Annotated in this window: 12 protein-coding genes; 3 read left to right on the plus strand and 9 right to left on the minus strand. The window is 57.6% G+C overall.

The window, feature by feature from the left end:
- Positions 1-8: 8 nt before the first annotated feature.
- The 9 genes from IZU87_RS13235 to IZU87_RS13275 all read right to left on the minus strand — a co-directional run bounded on the left by IZU87_RS13235 (position 9) and on the right by IZU87_RS13275 (position 11,292).
- Entirely contained in the window at positions 9-1,094 is a 1,086-nt protein-coding gene (locus tag IZU87_RS13235) for a KpsE/RkpR family capsule polysaccharide export protein (RefSeq protein WP_213114828.1), read from the minus strand.
- An 82-nt stretch (positions 1,095-1,176) separates the two neighbouring features.
- Complete coding sequence (locus tag IZU87_RS13240) at positions 1,177-2,058, minus strand: ABC transporter ATP-binding protein (protein ID WP_213114829.1); 882 nt, start codon at positions 2,056-2,058, stop codon at positions 1,177-1,179.
- On the minus strand, positions 2,055-2,858 hold the full coding sequence (locus tag IZU87_RS13245; RefSeq protein ID WP_213114838.1) for an ABC transporter permease: 804 nt from the start codon (positions 2,856-2,858) through the stop codon (positions 2,055-2,057). The genes IZU87_RS13240 and IZU87_RS13245 overlap by 4 nt, the downstream gene beginning before the upstream one ends.
- 59 nt (positions 2,859-2,917) lie before the next feature.
- Entirely contained in the window at positions 2,918-4,633 is a 1,716-nt protein-coding gene (locus IZU87_RS13250; RefSeq protein WP_213114830.1) for a polysaccharide biosynthesis/export family protein, read from the minus strand.
- Positions 4,634-4,754: 121 nt separating this feature from the next.
- On the minus strand, positions 4,755-5,183 hold the full coding sequence (locus IZU87_RS13255; protein ID WP_213114831.1) for an RT0821/Lpp0805 family surface protein: 429 nt from the start codon (positions 5,181-5,183) through the stop codon (positions 4,755-4,757).
- A gap of 62 nt (positions 5,184-5,245) precedes the next feature.
- A complete protein-coding gene (gene cysN, locus IZU87_RS13260) occupies positions 5,246-7,156 on the minus strand; it encodes a sulfate adenylyltransferase subunit CysN (protein ID WP_213114832.1) in 1,911 nt (636 codons plus the stop codon).
- Between the two features lie 192 nt (positions 7,157-7,348).
- Positions 7,349-8,290: a sulfate adenylyltransferase subunit CysD gene (gene cysD / locus IZU87_RS13265; RefSeq protein ID WP_213114833.1), complete on the minus strand. Its 942-nt coding sequence runs from the start codon at positions 8,288-8,290 to the stop codon at positions 7,349-7,351.
- A 190-nt stretch (positions 8,291-8,480) separates the two neighbouring features.
- A complete protein-coding gene (cysQ, locus tag IZU87_RS13270; RefSeq protein WP_249330606.1) occupies positions 8,481-9,320 on the minus strand; it encodes a 3'(2'),5'-bisphosphate nucleotidase CysQ in 840 nt (279 codons plus the stop codon).
- Positions 9,321-9,531: 211 nt separating this feature from the next.
- Positions 9,532-11,292: a sodium:proton antiporter gene (locus IZU87_RS13275; RefSeq protein WP_213114834.1), complete on the minus strand. Its 1,761-nt coding sequence runs from the start codon at positions 11,290-11,292 to the stop codon at positions 9,532-9,534.
- Between the two features lie 458 nt (positions 11,293-11,750).
- On the opposite strand from IZU87_RS13275, the gene IZU87_RS13280 reads away from it, so the two are divergent.
- The 3 genes from IZU87_RS13280 (at position 11,751) to IZU87_RS13290 (ending at position 16,594) form a co-directional block, all read left to right on the plus strand.
- The gene (locus tag IZU87_RS13280; protein WP_213114835.1) at positions 11,751-14,081 is read left to right on the plus strand and encodes a capsule polysaccharide biogenesis protein; all 2,331 of its coding nucleotides are present in this window, start codon (positions 11,751-11,753) and stop codon (positions 14,079-14,081) included.
- 282 nt (positions 14,082-14,363) lie between these two features.
- Positions 14,364-15,578: a capsule polysaccharide biogenesis protein gene (locus IZU87_RS13285; RefSeq protein ID WP_249330607.1), complete on the plus strand. Its 1,215-nt coding sequence runs from the start codon at positions 14,364-14,366 to the stop codon at positions 15,576-15,578.
- Between the two features lie 131 nt (positions 15,579-15,709).
- Entirely contained in the window at positions 15,710-16,594 is an 885-nt protein-coding gene (locus tag IZU87_RS13290; protein ID WP_249330608.1) for an SDR family NAD(P)-dependent oxidoreductase, read from the plus strand.
- Positions 16,595-16,911 lie beyond the last annotated feature (317 nt).

The following is a 16,911-nucleotide window of genomic DNA, read 5'->3' on the forward strand; positions in this document are numbered from 1 at the left end:
TCCCTTATTTAATCGCGATGATCTTTAACGATAAGTACCAGCATACTGAATATAAACCCGAGAAATATCATCACTAATCCAAAGACCGTAACATTATAGAGCCGCTCAGGCTGTTCAGGGTATTCTGGTAATATCGGGCTTTGCAGAATACTGACCTGCTTGAGTTTACGTGAGGCTTCTATCCGCGTGTTTTCTAGTGCCGCCAAGGCATTGGAGTATGACTGTTTGGCAAAGTCTGCACGAAGCTGCAAGGTCTCGTATTGACTGGAAACGCTGTTGAGCGCATTGCCGGATTGGCGTGCGAGACGCTCTTTCTCCAGATCAACCTGCTTCTTGATGGCGTTGATTTCACTTTCAATACGCACCATTTCGCTGGAACGCTGGCTTTGATAACTTGCCAGAGCACTCTTGCGTGCCTTGTAGGTCGCCAATTGGGCTTCCAGGGTCGATACCACGGTATTGAGACTCTCGACAGTCTGTGTAGGAGAAACCAGACCATTCTTATTTTGATAGTCCAGCAGGGCTTGGCGCGATTGCTCGAAGTTCACCTCCAGTAAGCCCACCTGCTTGTCGAGAAACTCAACTTGGTCTTCCGCCAGGCGTTGCCCCATCTGGTTCATGTGCCGCTCACCCTCCTTCAGCAGAAGTTGAGCGAATTGTTGGGCAAATTCGGGTGTCCAGGCCTGGACTTCTATATTCAATACGCCCGCATAATCATCCATCTCGACATTGACGCGCTCGAGATAATAATCATGCAGCTCTTCGATGGGGACGTCAGCATCGCCCAGTCGCGCGAAGAAGTCGCCGTGTTGGCTGTAATGACTTCTAAAATCGAGTTGCTCCTGCACCTTCTTGAGCATATCAACGCTGATCAGATACTCACGTAACAGCAGGAGATCGCTGTCGGTCTGATTTCCCGATAACAGTGATCCAAAGCTGACTTCACTCGAGCCGCTCACTTGAGGACTTTCGAGCACTACCGTCGCCTTTGACACATAGCGATCATCCGCCCAAGCCAGCCAATAGAAGCCGACCAGCACGATGGACAACAGGACGACAGCCCATTGTGGATAGCGTTTGATAAAGGACGTCATACGTATTCCCGCTGATGAGGCGCACCGAGTAAGCCCGGTGGCATTGAAAGGAAAGGTGCTTTATTGAGCAGACGTAATTGACTCAGGAAGTCTTGGATTGGCGTGATTCTATTTCTTCACGCACTTCACTCAAAGACTCTCTGGCAGCACGCAGTGAGTCACCGTAGGGCTTTTTCTCGCGCGGGGGAAGCAGTTCGACGGCTTCACGCGCCAGCCTTGCCTCATCCAGTAACTGACGACGTTGTACGCGTAGCTTCTGCAATTCTGCCAGAGACAGTTTGTCCAACTGAGGGCCATCACAATCTTCATGATAGGCAGCGATGGCATCATTGATATTGTCATACCAATGCGCTTGACCCTCTTTCAGATAGATACCGGCCTGACATAGATCTTTCAAGATGCCCTCGCTATGCGACACCATGATCAAGCTGGCTTCTCCCACCTTGTCCTTGAAGGCCTTGGATGCCTTGGCCTTGAAGGATCGGTCACCTACTGCCGTAGCTTCATCCGAGAGGTAGACATCAAAGTTGAAAGCCAATGACAACCCGAAATTGAGTCGTGAACGCATGCCGGAGGAATAGGTACGAATCGGTTCATCAAAGGCCGGGCCAATTTCCGCAAAATCCTGGACTTTCTTGATGATACTGTTGATGTCGTATTTCGTACCATGCAGCCGCGCCACGAATTTGACGTTCTGACGCCCCGTCATGCTGCTTTGCAGGCCTGCAGCCAGTCCTATCGGCCAAGAGACCCTAGAGTGACGAATCACACGGCCTTTCTGCGGCGTATCCATGCCAGCGATCAAGCGTAGGAGTGTCGATTTCCCTGCACCGTTGGCACCGAGCAGCCCGACACTGACGTCAGTGGGAATGGTCAGATTGATGTCCTTCAATACCCAGTGGTCATCGCTCTGGTTATAGTGCGATTGATAGAAACGCTTGGAAAGATTCTGTATTTCGATCATTGGCTTTTCAGACGCTCCTTGAATCGCACATGCATCAAAAGCCCCAATGCCAGACTGGAGAGCGTCCATGTCCAGAAATAGCTTAGGCTGGTGCCGTGGACTACCTGATAGCCATCGAAGAATCCATGACGAATATATTCGAGCCCATGCACGATAGGGTTGAGCATCAGATATTCCAGCAGGTAATGCGGTAGCCTATTGAGCGGCATGATGACTCCCGAAAGGATCAACAAAGGTAACGAGAGCATCTTGATGATCTTGCCTATCTCGGGCACCAAGGTGCCCATAACGGAGGTAACCAGTCCGAGCCCCAGTCCGAACAACCAGAGTGATAGCCAGCCTCCAATGGCCTGGTACGCGTTGTCCGGACGAAAGTCCGTCCCGAGCATCAAGCCCCCAAGCATGAAGATCAAGAAGATGAGCGTTCTGATCAATCCATCCAATACGTTGCGCACCAGCACGCCATCGATCGGGTGCACCTGCCGATAAGCGAACAAGGCCTTGTTGGCATTGATGGCCCCCAAGCCCTGCATCATCCCTTCACGGATCAGAAAGAACCCCATCATCCCGACCAGCATCCAGGGGATGAAAGGAGCATTGACGATAAGTTTGTCGCCACGAATGAAGCTACGGATACCGATCATGATGAGTAGCAAGGTGGCTGGCTCAGCAATCATCCAGAACCAGCCCATGCGGTCGGTCATGGTACGACCGATGGCTTCACGCATGAACATGGCGAACCAGACGCTGCGCGTGACTGCCCAGGCAGAACGGGTCTTAGGACCATTCTGCCCATGCATCGCATCAGATTCTCGATCAGAGGAATTGTCCGATGAGTTGGCGGCGTTGTAGTTCATGATTACAGGTCTAGCGCGATTTTGGTGGCGACGGCAACCTGGTAAAGAATCTGCGTGATACTTCCCGCCAACTGAAGATTGTTGGTGGGGGGAGCCGGAAGAACGAGGATCTCGTCACCCGAGCGAAGATTGACATCTTCAGCGTGACGTACCGCACCATTCTGGCGTACCACCAGGATCTGATCATCATCGGCGTGTTGCGTGAATCCGCCCGCGTTCTTGATATAGTCCATAACGCTCAGGCCGGGAGTATAGACAGCCGCCTGGGGCACGACGACCTCACCACTGACCAACAAGGAATCGCTGACTTCGGGGAGGGTCACGATATCGCCATCCTGCAACCTTACGTCGGCGATCTCTCCATCATTACGTGCCACCACCAGCCTGCCGGTGGGTTCGGTTTCACGCGCTTTCTCCGCGAACTGCTGAATGAGAGTGGCTTCCTGCGCACGCGATGATGCCTCATCGTTGGTAGACGTGGGTGTCCCAAGATAGGTCATTTCCAGGCGTCGGAGACTCTCCTCTAGCGACTTGGCTTGCTGCTCCTTCACACTTTCGCGACGAATGGAAACGCTCTGATAATCGGTCAGTCCCTTCGGCACCCCGACAGCATTGAGCAATTCGCCCAGGTGTGCATCGCGCGGCAAGGCATAACGTGAAGGGCCATAGAAGCTGCCTTCCAACTGCACAACGATGGTCTCGTCACGCTGGTCGGCGCTGTAGAGCACCTCATCTCCGGCGCGCACTTGTGCATCGCGGAATTCTGCAATCGGCAGATAACGCGAAATCGGGCCGTCCGAGCGTGAGCCACGCAGCAGGACATGGGAGACCCCTGCTTTCAGGCGGGCCAGCTTGTTGACATCCTGTCCTTCCAGGCGCGTGGAGGTGAGCTCATAACGATAATCGCGCTCAACGTCACCGACGACACTGATGGCCGGGCCACGTTCTTCCACGACGACGGTATCGCCATCACGGAATTGCGGACGGGCGATCTCACCATCGATCAGGAAGTCATAGAGATCCACATTGCTGATGATACGACCGTTACGTTTAATCTTGATGGAGCGATAGCTTCCCAATGCCTGGTCAATGCCACCGGCCTGGTCCAGAAAGTACAGCATGGAGTCATTCGGGGTACCGGCATAACGACCCGGATTCTTCACGTAACCGGTGACGAAGACACCGACTGGCTGAACCCCCTGCAGATTGGTGTAGACACTTACGTTCTCGGGATAGACCTCCTGAATGGCAGCGCGCACCTGACCATCCAGTTGGGCATTGGAAATGCCCTGTACCTTCATCGGCCCGATCCCCGGCAGGAAGACATTGCCTTGGGCATCGACCGACAGGACCGACTCGATTTCCACCCCACCCCAGACCCGCAACGTGATCTGGTCACCTGGCTTGATGGTGTAGTCGCTATTGAGTCCATCGGCAGCCATACCCCGGAAACCACCCGTGAAGAGATTTTCCCCGAACGGTGGCAGGGTATCCGGGTCCGTCTTCGATTCGGAGGTGATCGGCCCATACGTTCCACTGCGCCAGTCGGCGCGTGCCGAATCGTCTACCTGCTCGGTTTTCTCGGGAATGCCGCTCGCCTGCTCACCACTGCCGAGAAATGAACTATTGTCTAGCCCAACAGCCATCGCGGGGGTGGCGTTCAGGCACGCTACCGCCACCAGGCACCAGGCCCGGAGCAAGAATCTTGAAATTGTCATTGGGCAAGGCCCCTCGTAATGCAGTATTGATCAGGCGTCTCGAACTTGACGTATCAGAGCCTGACATCTGTATCGATCAACGAATCCTGCTGTGGGCATGAACGCTGCCCATCACTGGATTTCAGCGAGCTTCTTCCAGCAACCCAACGATCAGGCGCTGTGTCACCCAGGTGCCCTGCTTGGCAGCCCCCTTGTTGCTGGTGCGGCACGCCAGTTCTTGGCCCGGCAGGTCACGACCATTGGAAACGGTCAGATGACGACAGGTCAGGCCACTGGCAGAGAAATAACGTTCACCCGCGACCACTTCGACATTACTGCCCCACGGGCTGCTGACGACAGGCATGACACCGCCGATGGCAGAGGTGTCCAGAAAGGCAGAGAGATCCGCCGAGAGCGGAGCAGCGCCGCGCAGACTGGACAGATTCTGACTGCCGCTGCCGGTCGACATCGGGTAGTCGGTAGCGCACCCGGAGACGATGAGCGCAAGGCCTGTCGTTACCGCAAGGCGCACGACACCCGGCCAGCATTGCTTGAACTTGAATTGAGTCATATGAAAGTCCTGAAACGGCAAATGCCCCCGCCTTGCGGCGAGGGCTGATCGGCGTGAATGCATCAGCCGATGACGTTGTAGTGCTTGAGCTGATTGACCAGCTTGAGTGCGGTCTGCTCGAGGCTCAGTTCACCCGTGTTGATCTCGATTTCCGGGTTCTCCGGCGCTTCATACGGCGAACTGATGCCGGTGAAGTCACTGATCTCACCGGCACGCGCCTTGCGGTACAGGCCCTTGGGATCACGCTCTTCGCAGACACTGATCGGCGTATTGACGAAGACTTCGATGAACTCGTCAGTGCCGACCATGTCGCGCACGGTCTGGCGATCAGCCTGGAACGGCGAGATGAAACTGACCAGAGTGATCATGCCGGCATCGACCATCAGCTTGGCGACTTCGCCGACACGACGGATGTTCTCGGCGCGGTCGTCTTCGCTGAAGCCCAGGTCATCACATAGGCCGTGACGCACGTTATCGCCGTCCAGCAGGTAGGTGTTGTAACCCATGGCGAACAGCTGACGCTCCAGCGCATTGGCGGCCGTAGACTTGCCGGCACCGGACAGCCCGGTGAACCAGATGATGCACGGCTTCTGCTTGTTGCGATCGGCGCGGCGCTGCTTGGTGACTTCCATGTCGTGCCACACGATGTTGCTGGCACTTAGGGCCTCCTTGACCATGCCCGCACCGATGGTGATGTTGGACAGACGGTCAATGAACACGAAGCTGCCGGTATGCGGCGAGCGCTGGTAGCTGTCCATGGCCAGCGGCTGGGTCAGTTCGACCTGCACACGGGCGATGCCGTTGAGCGGGATGTTCTCCGCTTCGTTGCGCGCCATGGTGTTGACGTCGGTCTGGTGGATGATGCGACCGACGCGACCGATGACACTGGAAGTGCCGAGCTTGAGCTCGTATTCCTTGCCGACGATCAGCGGGTCCTCATGCATCCACACCACATCGGCGGTGAAGGCGGTGCACGGCTCCAGATCGGAATCTTCGGCGACGATCATGTCGCCACGTGAGATATCGATCTCGTCGGTCAGGGTCAGCGTGACAGCCTGACCCGGCCAGGCGATGTCGAGATCGCCATCGAAGGTGACGATGCGCTCAACGGTGGAGGTGCTGCCGGACGGCAGAACCTTGATCTGCTGACCCGGCGAGACGGTACCGGCGGCCAGGGTGCCGCAGTAGCCACGGAAGTTGAGGTTCGGGCGGTTGACGTACTGCACCGGGAAGCGCAGGTCGGTCAGGTTGCTGTCCTCGGTGACATCGACGGTCTCGAGGATGTCCATCAGCGGACGCGCTTCGTAGGCGGCATCGTCATACCACGGGGTATTGGCGCTGAGGGAAACGACGTTGTCGCCTTCCAGCGCGGACAGCGGCACGAAGCGGATGTCCGGGACGTCCAGGTCCTTGGCGAACTCCTGGTAGTCCGCGACGATCTCGTCGAAGCGCGCCTGGGAATAGTCGACGATATCCATCTTGTTGACCGCGACCACCAGGTGCTGGATACCCAGCAGCGAGCAGATGTAGCTGTGGCGGCGAGTCTGAGTCTGCACGCCATAGCGCGCATCGATCAGGATGATCGCTAGACTCGCGGTGGAAGCACCGGTCGCCATGTTGCGGGTGTACTGCTCATGCCCCGGGGTATCGGCGATGATGAACTTGCGCTTGTCTGTCGAGAAGTAGCGGTAGGCGACATCGATGGTGATGCCCTGCTCACGCTCGGACTGCAGGCCATCGACCAGCAGCGCCAGATCGACCTTGCCGGTGGTGCCGCTCTTCTTGGAATCGCGGGTGATGGCGGCCAGCTGATCTTCATAGATCATCTTGGAGTCGTGCAGCAGGCGACCGATCAGGGTCGACTTGCCATCATCCACGCTCCCGCAGGTGATGAAACGCAGCAGGTCTTTCTGCTCATGTTCCTTGAGATAGGCTTCGATATTTTCCGCGATCATCGTCGACTGGTGTGACACTGTCATTCTCCCTGAACGAGGCCTGTCCGGCGCGAGCGTCTTATAGCGTGCGACGTGCGACGTGCGACGTGCGACGTGCGACGCTTCCAGCGCTTGGGACATCCCTCGTCCTGTCAATTTCGTTGAGTTTTGCTTGCCGTAAAGCATGCCATCGCCGCTGCTGGCGACAGAGCCGGATACCTGGCGCGTGGCCTAGAAATAACCTTCGCGCTTCTTCTTCTCCATCGAGCCTGCCTGGTCGTGATCGATGGCACGCCCGGAGCGTTCGCTGGTACGCGTCAGCAGCATTTCCTGGATAATTTCCGGCAGGGTCGCGGCAGTGGATTCCACGGCGCCGGTCAGCGGGTAGCAGCCCAAGGTACGGAAGCGCACAGACTTCATTTCCGGCACTTCGCCTTCTGCCAGCGGCAGACGGTCGTCGTCGACCATGATGTCGAGGCCGTCACGCTTCACCACCGGACGCACGGCGGAGTAATACAGCGGCACGATCTTGATGGATTCGAGGTAGATGTACTGCCAGATGTCCAGCTCGGTCCAGTTGGAGAGCGGGAATACACGGATGGACTCACCCTTGTTGATCTTGGAGTTGTAGATGTTCCACAGCTCCGGACGCTGGTTCTTGGGGTCCCAGCGGTGGTACTGATCGCGGAAGGAGTATACGCGCTCCTTGGCGCGCGAGGCTTCCTCGTCACGGCGCGCACCACCGAAGGCGGCATCGAAGCCATGCTTGTCGAGCGCCTGCTTGAGGCCGGTGGTCTTCATGATATCGGTGTACTTGGCACTGCCGTGATCGAACGGATTGATACCCGCGGCCACGCCTTCGTGGTTGATGTGCTCGATCAACTCCATGCCGACTTCAGCGGCCATCTCATCGCGGAACTTGATCATTTCCTGGAACTTCCAGGTGGTGTTGACGTGCATCAACGGGAACGGTGGCACGCCCGGCGCGAAGGCCTTGCGCGCCAGATGCAGCATGACGGCGGAGTCCTTGCCGATGGAGTACAGCATGACCGGGTTGGAGAACTCGGCGGCGACTTCACGGATGATGTGAATGGACTCGGCCTCAAGCTGCTTGAGGTGGGTCTGGCGTTCCGGTGTGATGCCGAGTTTTTCGGCCGTAGATGATGCAGTCATTACAAGTTCCTTGAGATCACTCTGCTAGTTGTCCTTATCCTTTCCACTTGCACTGACTCGCTACTGTCATCACGCTCAGCACACTCGCAGATACTATCACTGCGGAAAGGACATATTGTCTTTGCCATGAGACTGACATCCTCTGGAGTCAGTCCTGTGACGCTAATCCGTTACTTGCTTCATGGCGTCTTCACGCCCAGGGAGCCGCCGGCTTGGCACATACGATGAAATAGGGGTTCAGCACACTGTCGTGCTGGTTGTAACGCAGCGCCTGGCGAGTCTCGGCATGCAATACCTGACCGCCCGCGGCTTCGACTACGGCGTGCGCGGCGCCGGTGTCCCACTCACAGGTCGGGCCGAGGCGCGGGTAGAGATCTGCCGCCCCTTCCGCTACCAGGCACAGCTTCAGTGAGCTGCCCATGGCGACGATATCGCAGGCAGCGAAGTCGGCGACGAACGCCTTGAATTCTTCGGTCTGGTGAGAGCGGCTACCGACGATGCGCCAGCTGTCGGTGGAGCCCGGCACATCACTGACGGCGATGGCCTGACGCTCACCGTCGCCAACCTGCTTCTCGGCGATGGAGGCCTGGCCTCCCCCCTGCTGGGCACCGACGTAAAGCGTCTCGATGGCCGGCGCATAGACGACGCCCATGGTCGGCACGCCCTGCTCGATCAGCGCGATGTTGACGGTGAATTCGCCATTGCGCTTGATGAATTCCTTGGTGCCGTCCAGCGGATCGACCAGCCAGTAACGCGTCCAGTCACTGCGCACGTCCCAGCTGATATCCGCGTCTTCCTCCGACAGGATCGGCGTGACGCCGAACTCGGCATCCATAGCCTTCAACCCCTCGACGATGACAGCATGTGCTGCTCGATCTGCCGTGGTCAGCGGTGAGTCATCCGACTTCATATCAACAGTGAAGTCACCGCTCTCGTAGATCTCCATGATGGCAGCACCCGCACTACGAGCAATCGACTCGAGAGCGGTCAACATCGGGCGTGTGTTACCTATGCTTGTCGCGTCTGTCATGTGCCTTTCTGTCCCTATGTAATGTCTCTCTTTGAACCGTATCCTACTGTCGCCAACGTGCCCCATTGAGGCCTGCTGACTAGCCACAGCTGTAAACGAGGGCATCTTTGGCAGGTGCCTGTACTCATCTGAGGCCCAATAGCCGACTCTCTTGACCATCCATCATGAAGAAGCAATAAGCCTGCCACTATCTCTACCGACTCCGTTTAATTTACCCAGAGAATGGCCAGATCAACGGAATCAGGGTAACCGAGGTCACCCCGACGATGATGCTCATTGGCAGTCCGACCTTCATGTAATCGGCCACCCTGTACCCCCCCGGCCCCATCACCATCAGGTTGGTCTGATAGCCCAGCGGGGTGAGGAAACTGGCCGAGGCCGCGAACATGATGGCAATCGCATAGGGCATCAATGAGACCCCAAGCTGCTCGCTGACAGCCATGGCGATCGGAAACATCAACACGGCGGCGGCGTTGTTGGTGATGATCTCGGTAAAGAGCGTCGTGGTGAGATAGACGAGTGCCAGCATCAGCAACGGCGAGCCGCCGCCCAGCTGCATGAGCTGGTCCGCCACCATCTGGGCCGCACCACTGTCGGTCATCGCCTGCCCCAGCCCCAAGGCAGCAGCAATGACAACCAGCACGCTGCCATCGATGCTGGCGCGCGCCTGTGAGGCAGGGAGACAACCGGTGAAGACCATCAGAATGGCGGCCGCCACCGCCGTCTCGACCAGCTCGGCCATGCCCGCCAGGTGCGTGATGATCATCAGGCTCATGATGGCAAGTGCGATGGGAGCCTTGGTCAGATTGGGCATGCCATTGCCATCCAGCGTACTGACCAGCAGGAATTCGCGGTTATAACGATGCAGACGCGTGAAATCGGCAGCAGCTTCCAACAACAGAGTGTCACCAGGACGCAGCACGATGTCACCCACCTTGCTGTTGATGCGCTCACCATCACGTGACACGGCGAGAATCACGGATTGGTAGCGAGTACGGAAACGCGCTTCACGCACGTTCATACCGACCACGGGGGAGCTTGGAGCGATGACGGCCTCGACCATGCGGCGCTGGTGATGATCCAGGTCCAGCCCTGCGGCATCACTCTCAAGGCCTCGAAAAACACGCACTTCATGCGCCGTATCTGCCACGCCGACGAAGATGAGACGATCACCAGACTGGAGCATGGTGTCAGGGCCGACCATGGACAGCAGCTTGCCGGAACGTTCTATCTCGGCCAGATAACCGAATTGAAGACTGCGCAGGCCTGCCTCTTCGATACTCTTGTCGTGCAACGGCCCCTTGTCGGCCACCCGCATGGCCACGGAATACTCGCGACCATTGCCAAGCTGCTCGACCAACCCCTTGCGCTGGGGCAGGAAACGCCACCCGATAAGCACCATCCATAGGGTGCCAATAATAAGGACAGGGACACCCAGCGCAGAGATATCAAAGATGCCAAGCCCAGGCAGGTTAGCCTGAGATTGCAGCAGGCCATCGACGACAAGATTGGTACTAGTACCGATCAGGGTGCAGGTGCCGCCAAGAATGGCGGCATAGCTCATAGGCATCAGGAGACGCGAAGGCGAGATTTTCATGCGCGCGCACCAGCCCTGAACCAAGCCGATGAAGAGCGCGACGACTGGCGTGTTGTTCAAAAAGGCGCTGAGCAGCGAGGTAATCGGCATCAGGCGTGCCAGTGCAGAAGAGGGAGAGCTGGGGCGCCCGAGCAGACGCTCGAGCATCCAGCGCAGCGCACCGGTTTCCTGCACGCCAGCGGCGACCACGAAAAGGGCGCCGATAGTCATGATGCCCGGATTGGAAAATCCAGCCAGGAAGGTTGCCGGAGAAATGATGCCCAGCAGGATCAACGACACGGCAGCGGCCATCATCAGCCACTCCGCCGGCCAACGATTCCATACAAGCCCTGCCAACACTCCAACCGTCACCACCAGGGTGACAAAAGCATCCATGTGCTGCGCGATTTCCATCTAGTAGCGTTCCCTTGGCGTCCTGCCGCTTCTTCTGGTCAAGCCCTGCGATTCACGCTCATATGAAGCTCAAGCATTAATGAAAATGCATCGCAGAGCATAACACTTTAGCAGTAAAGCTATTACTGCTAAAGTGTGCAGTGAAAAAGTTGACCAACAAAATAAAGCACAGGCTAATCATTTCCCTGCTACCAATGTCGCAAGCAAAGACTTGATTGAATTCGTTCGTCACTTTGCGTACTTTCCCTATTTGCGGACTCTGAGTCAACGGTCTCGCGCAACAGCCTCACTAGGCGTGCTGAGCATCACGAGCAAGCAGTCACTTTTCTTATCTGAAACGGACACCCTGCATGCTGAAGGCGGCAATGAACCAAGGACGGGGGCTTATCATGCGCGCTCTGCCCTGCGCATCTCACGCTCGGTACGGATCACAAGATGTCATGAATGACGCGACCTCCGGAGCATCACTCTGCTTTTCTTCAGGTATTTATCGCCAACCACTTCTTGCCTGCTTCATTCCCGAGTTGCTGCCACTGACAAAAAGGCGTACGCCTCTTTCATGTCAGAAAAATGACAACCCACTCACCTTCAAGAATTTATCTTTCACTGCCAAGCGACGTGCCCCGACAGGCACACTGAGAAAAAAAAATGTAGGAAAAGAACAACATCCTGCGCCTGAGACAAATGGCACTGCTTCCCTGACAGAAACTGGGGCATCGAAAGGAACAAATACTGCGCCAGAATTCGTGGGCCAGAAATCCTTGAAAAAAATCAAGCGTGTCATCGGCTGGGGACATAAACCCACGGCGAAGCGCGCGCGCCAATATGCGCTTGAACATGGACTGCCCTACGTCGCATTGGAGGATGGCTTCCTACGTTCTCTGACCTTGGCAAGCGCCGGTTACCCTGGCATGGCGTTGGTGGTCGATCATCAGGGCATCTATTACGATGCGCGCCAACCGAGCGATCTCGAGCAACTGATCAATGAAGCGCCGACGCGTCAGGGAGAGGCACTGCTGACTCGGGCGCGCGCGGCTATCGAAAGCCTGCGTAAGCATCGCTTGAGCAAGTACAACCATGCACCAGAGCGCAAGCTGCCAGCCCAAAAGCCCGGTGTGCAGCGACTTCTGGTCGTGGATCAGACCGCCGAGGATGCGTCTATCATTGGTGGCATGGCCAACCCGGAGACTTTCCTTGCCATGCTGAGAGAGGCCTGCGCCATCGAGGGAGTCGAGGTGTGGGTCAAGGTGCACCCTGATGTAATCGCCGGCAAGAAGCGCGGGTACCTACTGGATGAGGCACGCAAGCTGAACTGCACCCTCTTGAGTGACGACATCAATCCTTGGTGCCTGTTCGAACAGATTGATGGCGTTCATGTCGTGACCAGCCAGCTTGGGTTCGAGGCCCTGATGGCAGGCTTGCCGGTGACCTGCCATGGCATGCCGTTCTATGCTGGCTGGGGCCTGACGGATGATCGACAGCAATGCCCACGTCGCGGCATCTCGCGAACGCTTGAGCAGGTATTTGCCGCGGCCTATCTCGAATACAGCCGCTATGCCAACCCCTATACCCACCAGGCCTCGTCGCTCGAAGAGATCATTCAGTTATTGGCGGATCAAAAGCGCCAAGCCGAGAGATTGGCGGGTCACTGGGTAGCGCCAAGTTACTCGCGCTGGAAGCGCAAGTTCCTGCCCAGCTTCCTGGGGCCATTGGCGCACTGCGACTTCGTCAAAAGCGATGCCATCGCACTGCAAAAGCTGCAAAAGAAAACTGATGTCACCACCGCTCATGAACCGCAAGCCATGTCGCAGCGCGAACAACAGGCCCAACAACCTGCTCGGGTGCTGAGCTGGGCGAGCCGAACCACAGTAGAGTTAGAGACCTCCGTCATTGCACAAGGGGGCGCTCTGTGGCGAATCGAAGACGGCTTCTTGCGCTCAGTGGGCCTGGGAGTGGATCTCACGCGGCCACTTTCGTTGATCTTCGACCCGCTCGGCATGCATTTTGACGCCAGTCGCTCAAGCACACTGGAGCAGTGGCTGATGCATCATGATTTCACCGATGCCGAGCTAGGCCGCGCACGCCAATTACGCGAGCGCCTGATCACGTTGGGATTGAGCAAGTACAATTCGGAAGGTGATGAATTGCCGGACCTTCGCGCGATGGCCAAGGGCCGTGACGTGATATTGGTCGTCGGCCAGGTGGAGTCAGATGCCTCGATACGCCATGCGTGTCCCGGGATACGCACCAATCAGGCTTTGCTTGAGGCGGCGCGGAAATTGCATCCTGAAAGCTACGTGATCTATAAACCGCATCCCGACGTTGTCACAGGGGGGCGTAGTGGCGAGGTGGCGATTGAAGGCGGGACGTACGATCTCGAATTGACCACCGGCAATATCAGTCGGTTATTTGAGCAAGTGGATCATGTACACACGCTCTGCTCGCTCGCCGGCTTTGAAGCCCTGATACGAGGTGTGCCCGTCACGACCCATGGCCTGCCCTTCTATGCTGGCTGGGGGCTGACTCATGACCTTGTCGAGTGCCCAAGACGAACTCGGCACTTGAGTGTGGATGCCCTGGTGGCTGGCGCTCTGATCGAGTATCCCGTGTATGTGGCCCCTGAGCACGGTCACTTATGCAATGCTGAGACAGTCGTCACGATTCTGGAACAACAACGTGACAAGCTTCGCAGAGGTACCTTGAAGCCAGCATTGCCTTGGAAAACCCGTCTTTATCGAGGCTATCGCGCCTTATTTATCGGGAAGCATTGAATCATGTTACATGGACGTCTGGCATTGCCTTTCACCGCTTCAGCTTCCGCCCTCATGCCCGCGGACGCTCGCGCGCAGGAGAGCCTTGGGGAACAAGGCCTCTCTCCGACAACTTCCGTGGCTAGCGCGATCGAAAAACTGCGCCAGCTCAAGATGTCGGATGATGTCGTCCTGACACGACCGCCAGTTCAGTCCGATGCCTTGCGTGGTGTTGAATTGCACACTCCGGGACAGCCACCCTCTGCTCACATCCGACCGGGAGGCGACCGCCGGCGCGTCTTCATGTTGCTGCAGGGGGTGTGCTCGCCCTTCTTCCTGCATCTGGCGAAAAAGCTCAAGCAGGATGGCCATGAGGTCATCAAGGTCAACTTCAACAGCGGCGACAGCTTCTACTGGCGCCACGACAAGGCGTATGCCTATCGCGGCAAGCTCGAGGACCTCGGCGACTGGATCGCCGAACTCTGGCGCAAGCATCACGTCACCGATCAGGTATTGTTCGGCGACCGACGCCCGGTACATCGTGATGCCGTGCTCAAAGCGGAATATCTCGGCATCCGTACCCACGTGTTCGAGGAGGGCTACTTCCGCCCTTACTGGGTGACGCTGGAGCGCGAAGGCGTCAATGGGCATTCCCTCCTGCCTCGTGATCCAGACTGGTTCCGTGAGGCAGGCAGACATCTCGAAGGTGCCCCCACACCGCAGCGTTTCCAGGCGCCTTTCAGTGAGCGTGCGCGCCACGACATCACCTATCACCTGGCGGGCGCGGCCAATCCGCTGCTGTTCCCGCGCTACCGCTCGCACAGCATTCACGCCGTGCAGGAATACGCGGGCTATGCAACACGACTGCCCTTGATGCGCTGGTACAAGCGGCGTGATGCCATGCGTATCGATCAGCTGATGGGCAGTGGCGCACCCTACTACATGCTGCCGCTGCAGTTGAATACCGATGCCCAGATACGCCACCACTCGCGCTTCGCCAACATGCAGGAAGTCATCCAGCGGGTGATGAAGAGCTTCGCCCTGAATGCGCCACGCGGTGCACGCCTGGTGATCAAGAACCATCCCCTCGACATGGGGCTGGTGGATTACCCGGGGCTAATTCGCTCATTGGAGCGCCGCTACGATCTGATCGGGCGTATCGTCTATCTGGAGAGCGGCAATCTGGAGAAGCTGCTGCAGCAGGCCAAGGGCATGATTACGGTCAACAGCACGACCGGCAACGTGGCGCTGCAGTATCGCTGCCCGACCTTCTGCATGGGCGACCCGATATTCAATTTGCCGGGCCTGACCTTCCAAGGTTCGCTGCATGATTTCTGGACCCAGGGCCAGCGCCCCGATACGACGTTATTCCGGCATTTCCGCAATACGGTGATTCATACCGTGCAGCTCAATGGGGGGTTTTACAGCAAACCGGGCATGCAACTCGCTGTAATAGGAGCCACGAAGAGACTATGTGCCGAGCGCTCTCCCTTGGAGCAGATGATGAGCCGTTGCTGAACATGCAATAAGACTGCTGGACCAAGCATTGAGGTGAGACACGCCAATGATGGCAGCCTCTCTCACCCGACCATAATGAGAAACGCAAGGGAACTGCCGACCTTCGGTGTCGGGATTCAAGGAGACCAAAGATGACGGCCATGCCCCCCCAGCAGCCAGAGCCTACCGAAGCTGAGCGCGACGCTGGCACTCACCGAGCGGATAGCCGACCTGCAGAAAGCGACGCCAGTGCGAAAGCCGCGCAGGATGCCAGCCGCCTGCGGCGCGTCCTGATCACCGGCGCCACGGGCGAGATCGGCGGTGCCCTAGCGCGCGCCTACGCCGAGCCGGGTACCACGCTGATCCTCACCGGCCGCAAGCAGCGCAAGCTCGATGCGATCGCCAACGACTGCCGCAAACTGGGCGCCGAGGTGGAATGCACGGTACTCAATCTGTGTGATGAAGAGACCCTGTTCACCTGGCTGGATGAAGTCTGCGCGCGCGGCGTGCCGGATATCGCCATCGCCAACGCCGGCATGAACACCGATATCGGCCCCCAGGGCAACGGTGAGCGCTGGGAGGATTCACGCCGCCTGCTGCAGACCAACGTGATCGGCACGCTGGGCATGGCGCACCATCTGGCCATGGCGATGAAACAGCGCGGCAGTGGCCAGCTGGTACTGCTCAGCTCCCTGGCGGCGTGGCATGGCTTGGCATTGACGCCCAGTTACAGCGGCAGCAAGGCGGCGGTCAAGGCATATGGCGAAGGCCTGCGCAGCTGGCTCAAACCTCATGGCGTAGGGGTCACCGTCGTCATGCCCGGCTATGTCACCTCACCGATGTGTGAAGCCATGCCAGGCCCTAAGCCCTTCGAGATGCTACCCGAGAAGGCCGCACGCCGCATCCTCAAGGGCGCAGCGCGTAACCGGGCGCGTATCAGCTTCCCCTTCCCGCTCAACTTCGGGTGCTGGTGGTTGAGTGTCCTGCCCGCCGGAATCTCCCAGCGCCTGCTCGGGTGGTTCAATTACACTCATTGATCGGGGCTTGCGTCTTCGTGAACCGTGAACCCAAGCCGTGAACCGTGAGCCGGCCCGCCATGGGTAGCAGGCGATGGCTCAGCTTTTTTCCATTGTCATGACAATTAGTTAGCGTAATACCCCAGTACCTGCCACTGGAGTACATCGTGCAGAATCGATGGGAAAGACAGTGACGGGAACGCCATAGCGGCAGTTGAACACGCAGGAACGATCAGGATCTGGACACCAGAGCGCCTGAAAATACTGCGGCGAGGGGCCGACTTACCACTACCCTGGCCGCCATGGATCTTGATCAGGGTCGAGTACTCGACCGGACA

It is taken from the genome of Cobetia sp. MC34, assembly GCF_018340035.1.
Taxonomy (GTDB): Bacteria; Pseudomonadota; Gammaproteobacteria; order Pseudomonadales; family Halomonadaceae; genus Cobetia; species Cobetia amphilecti.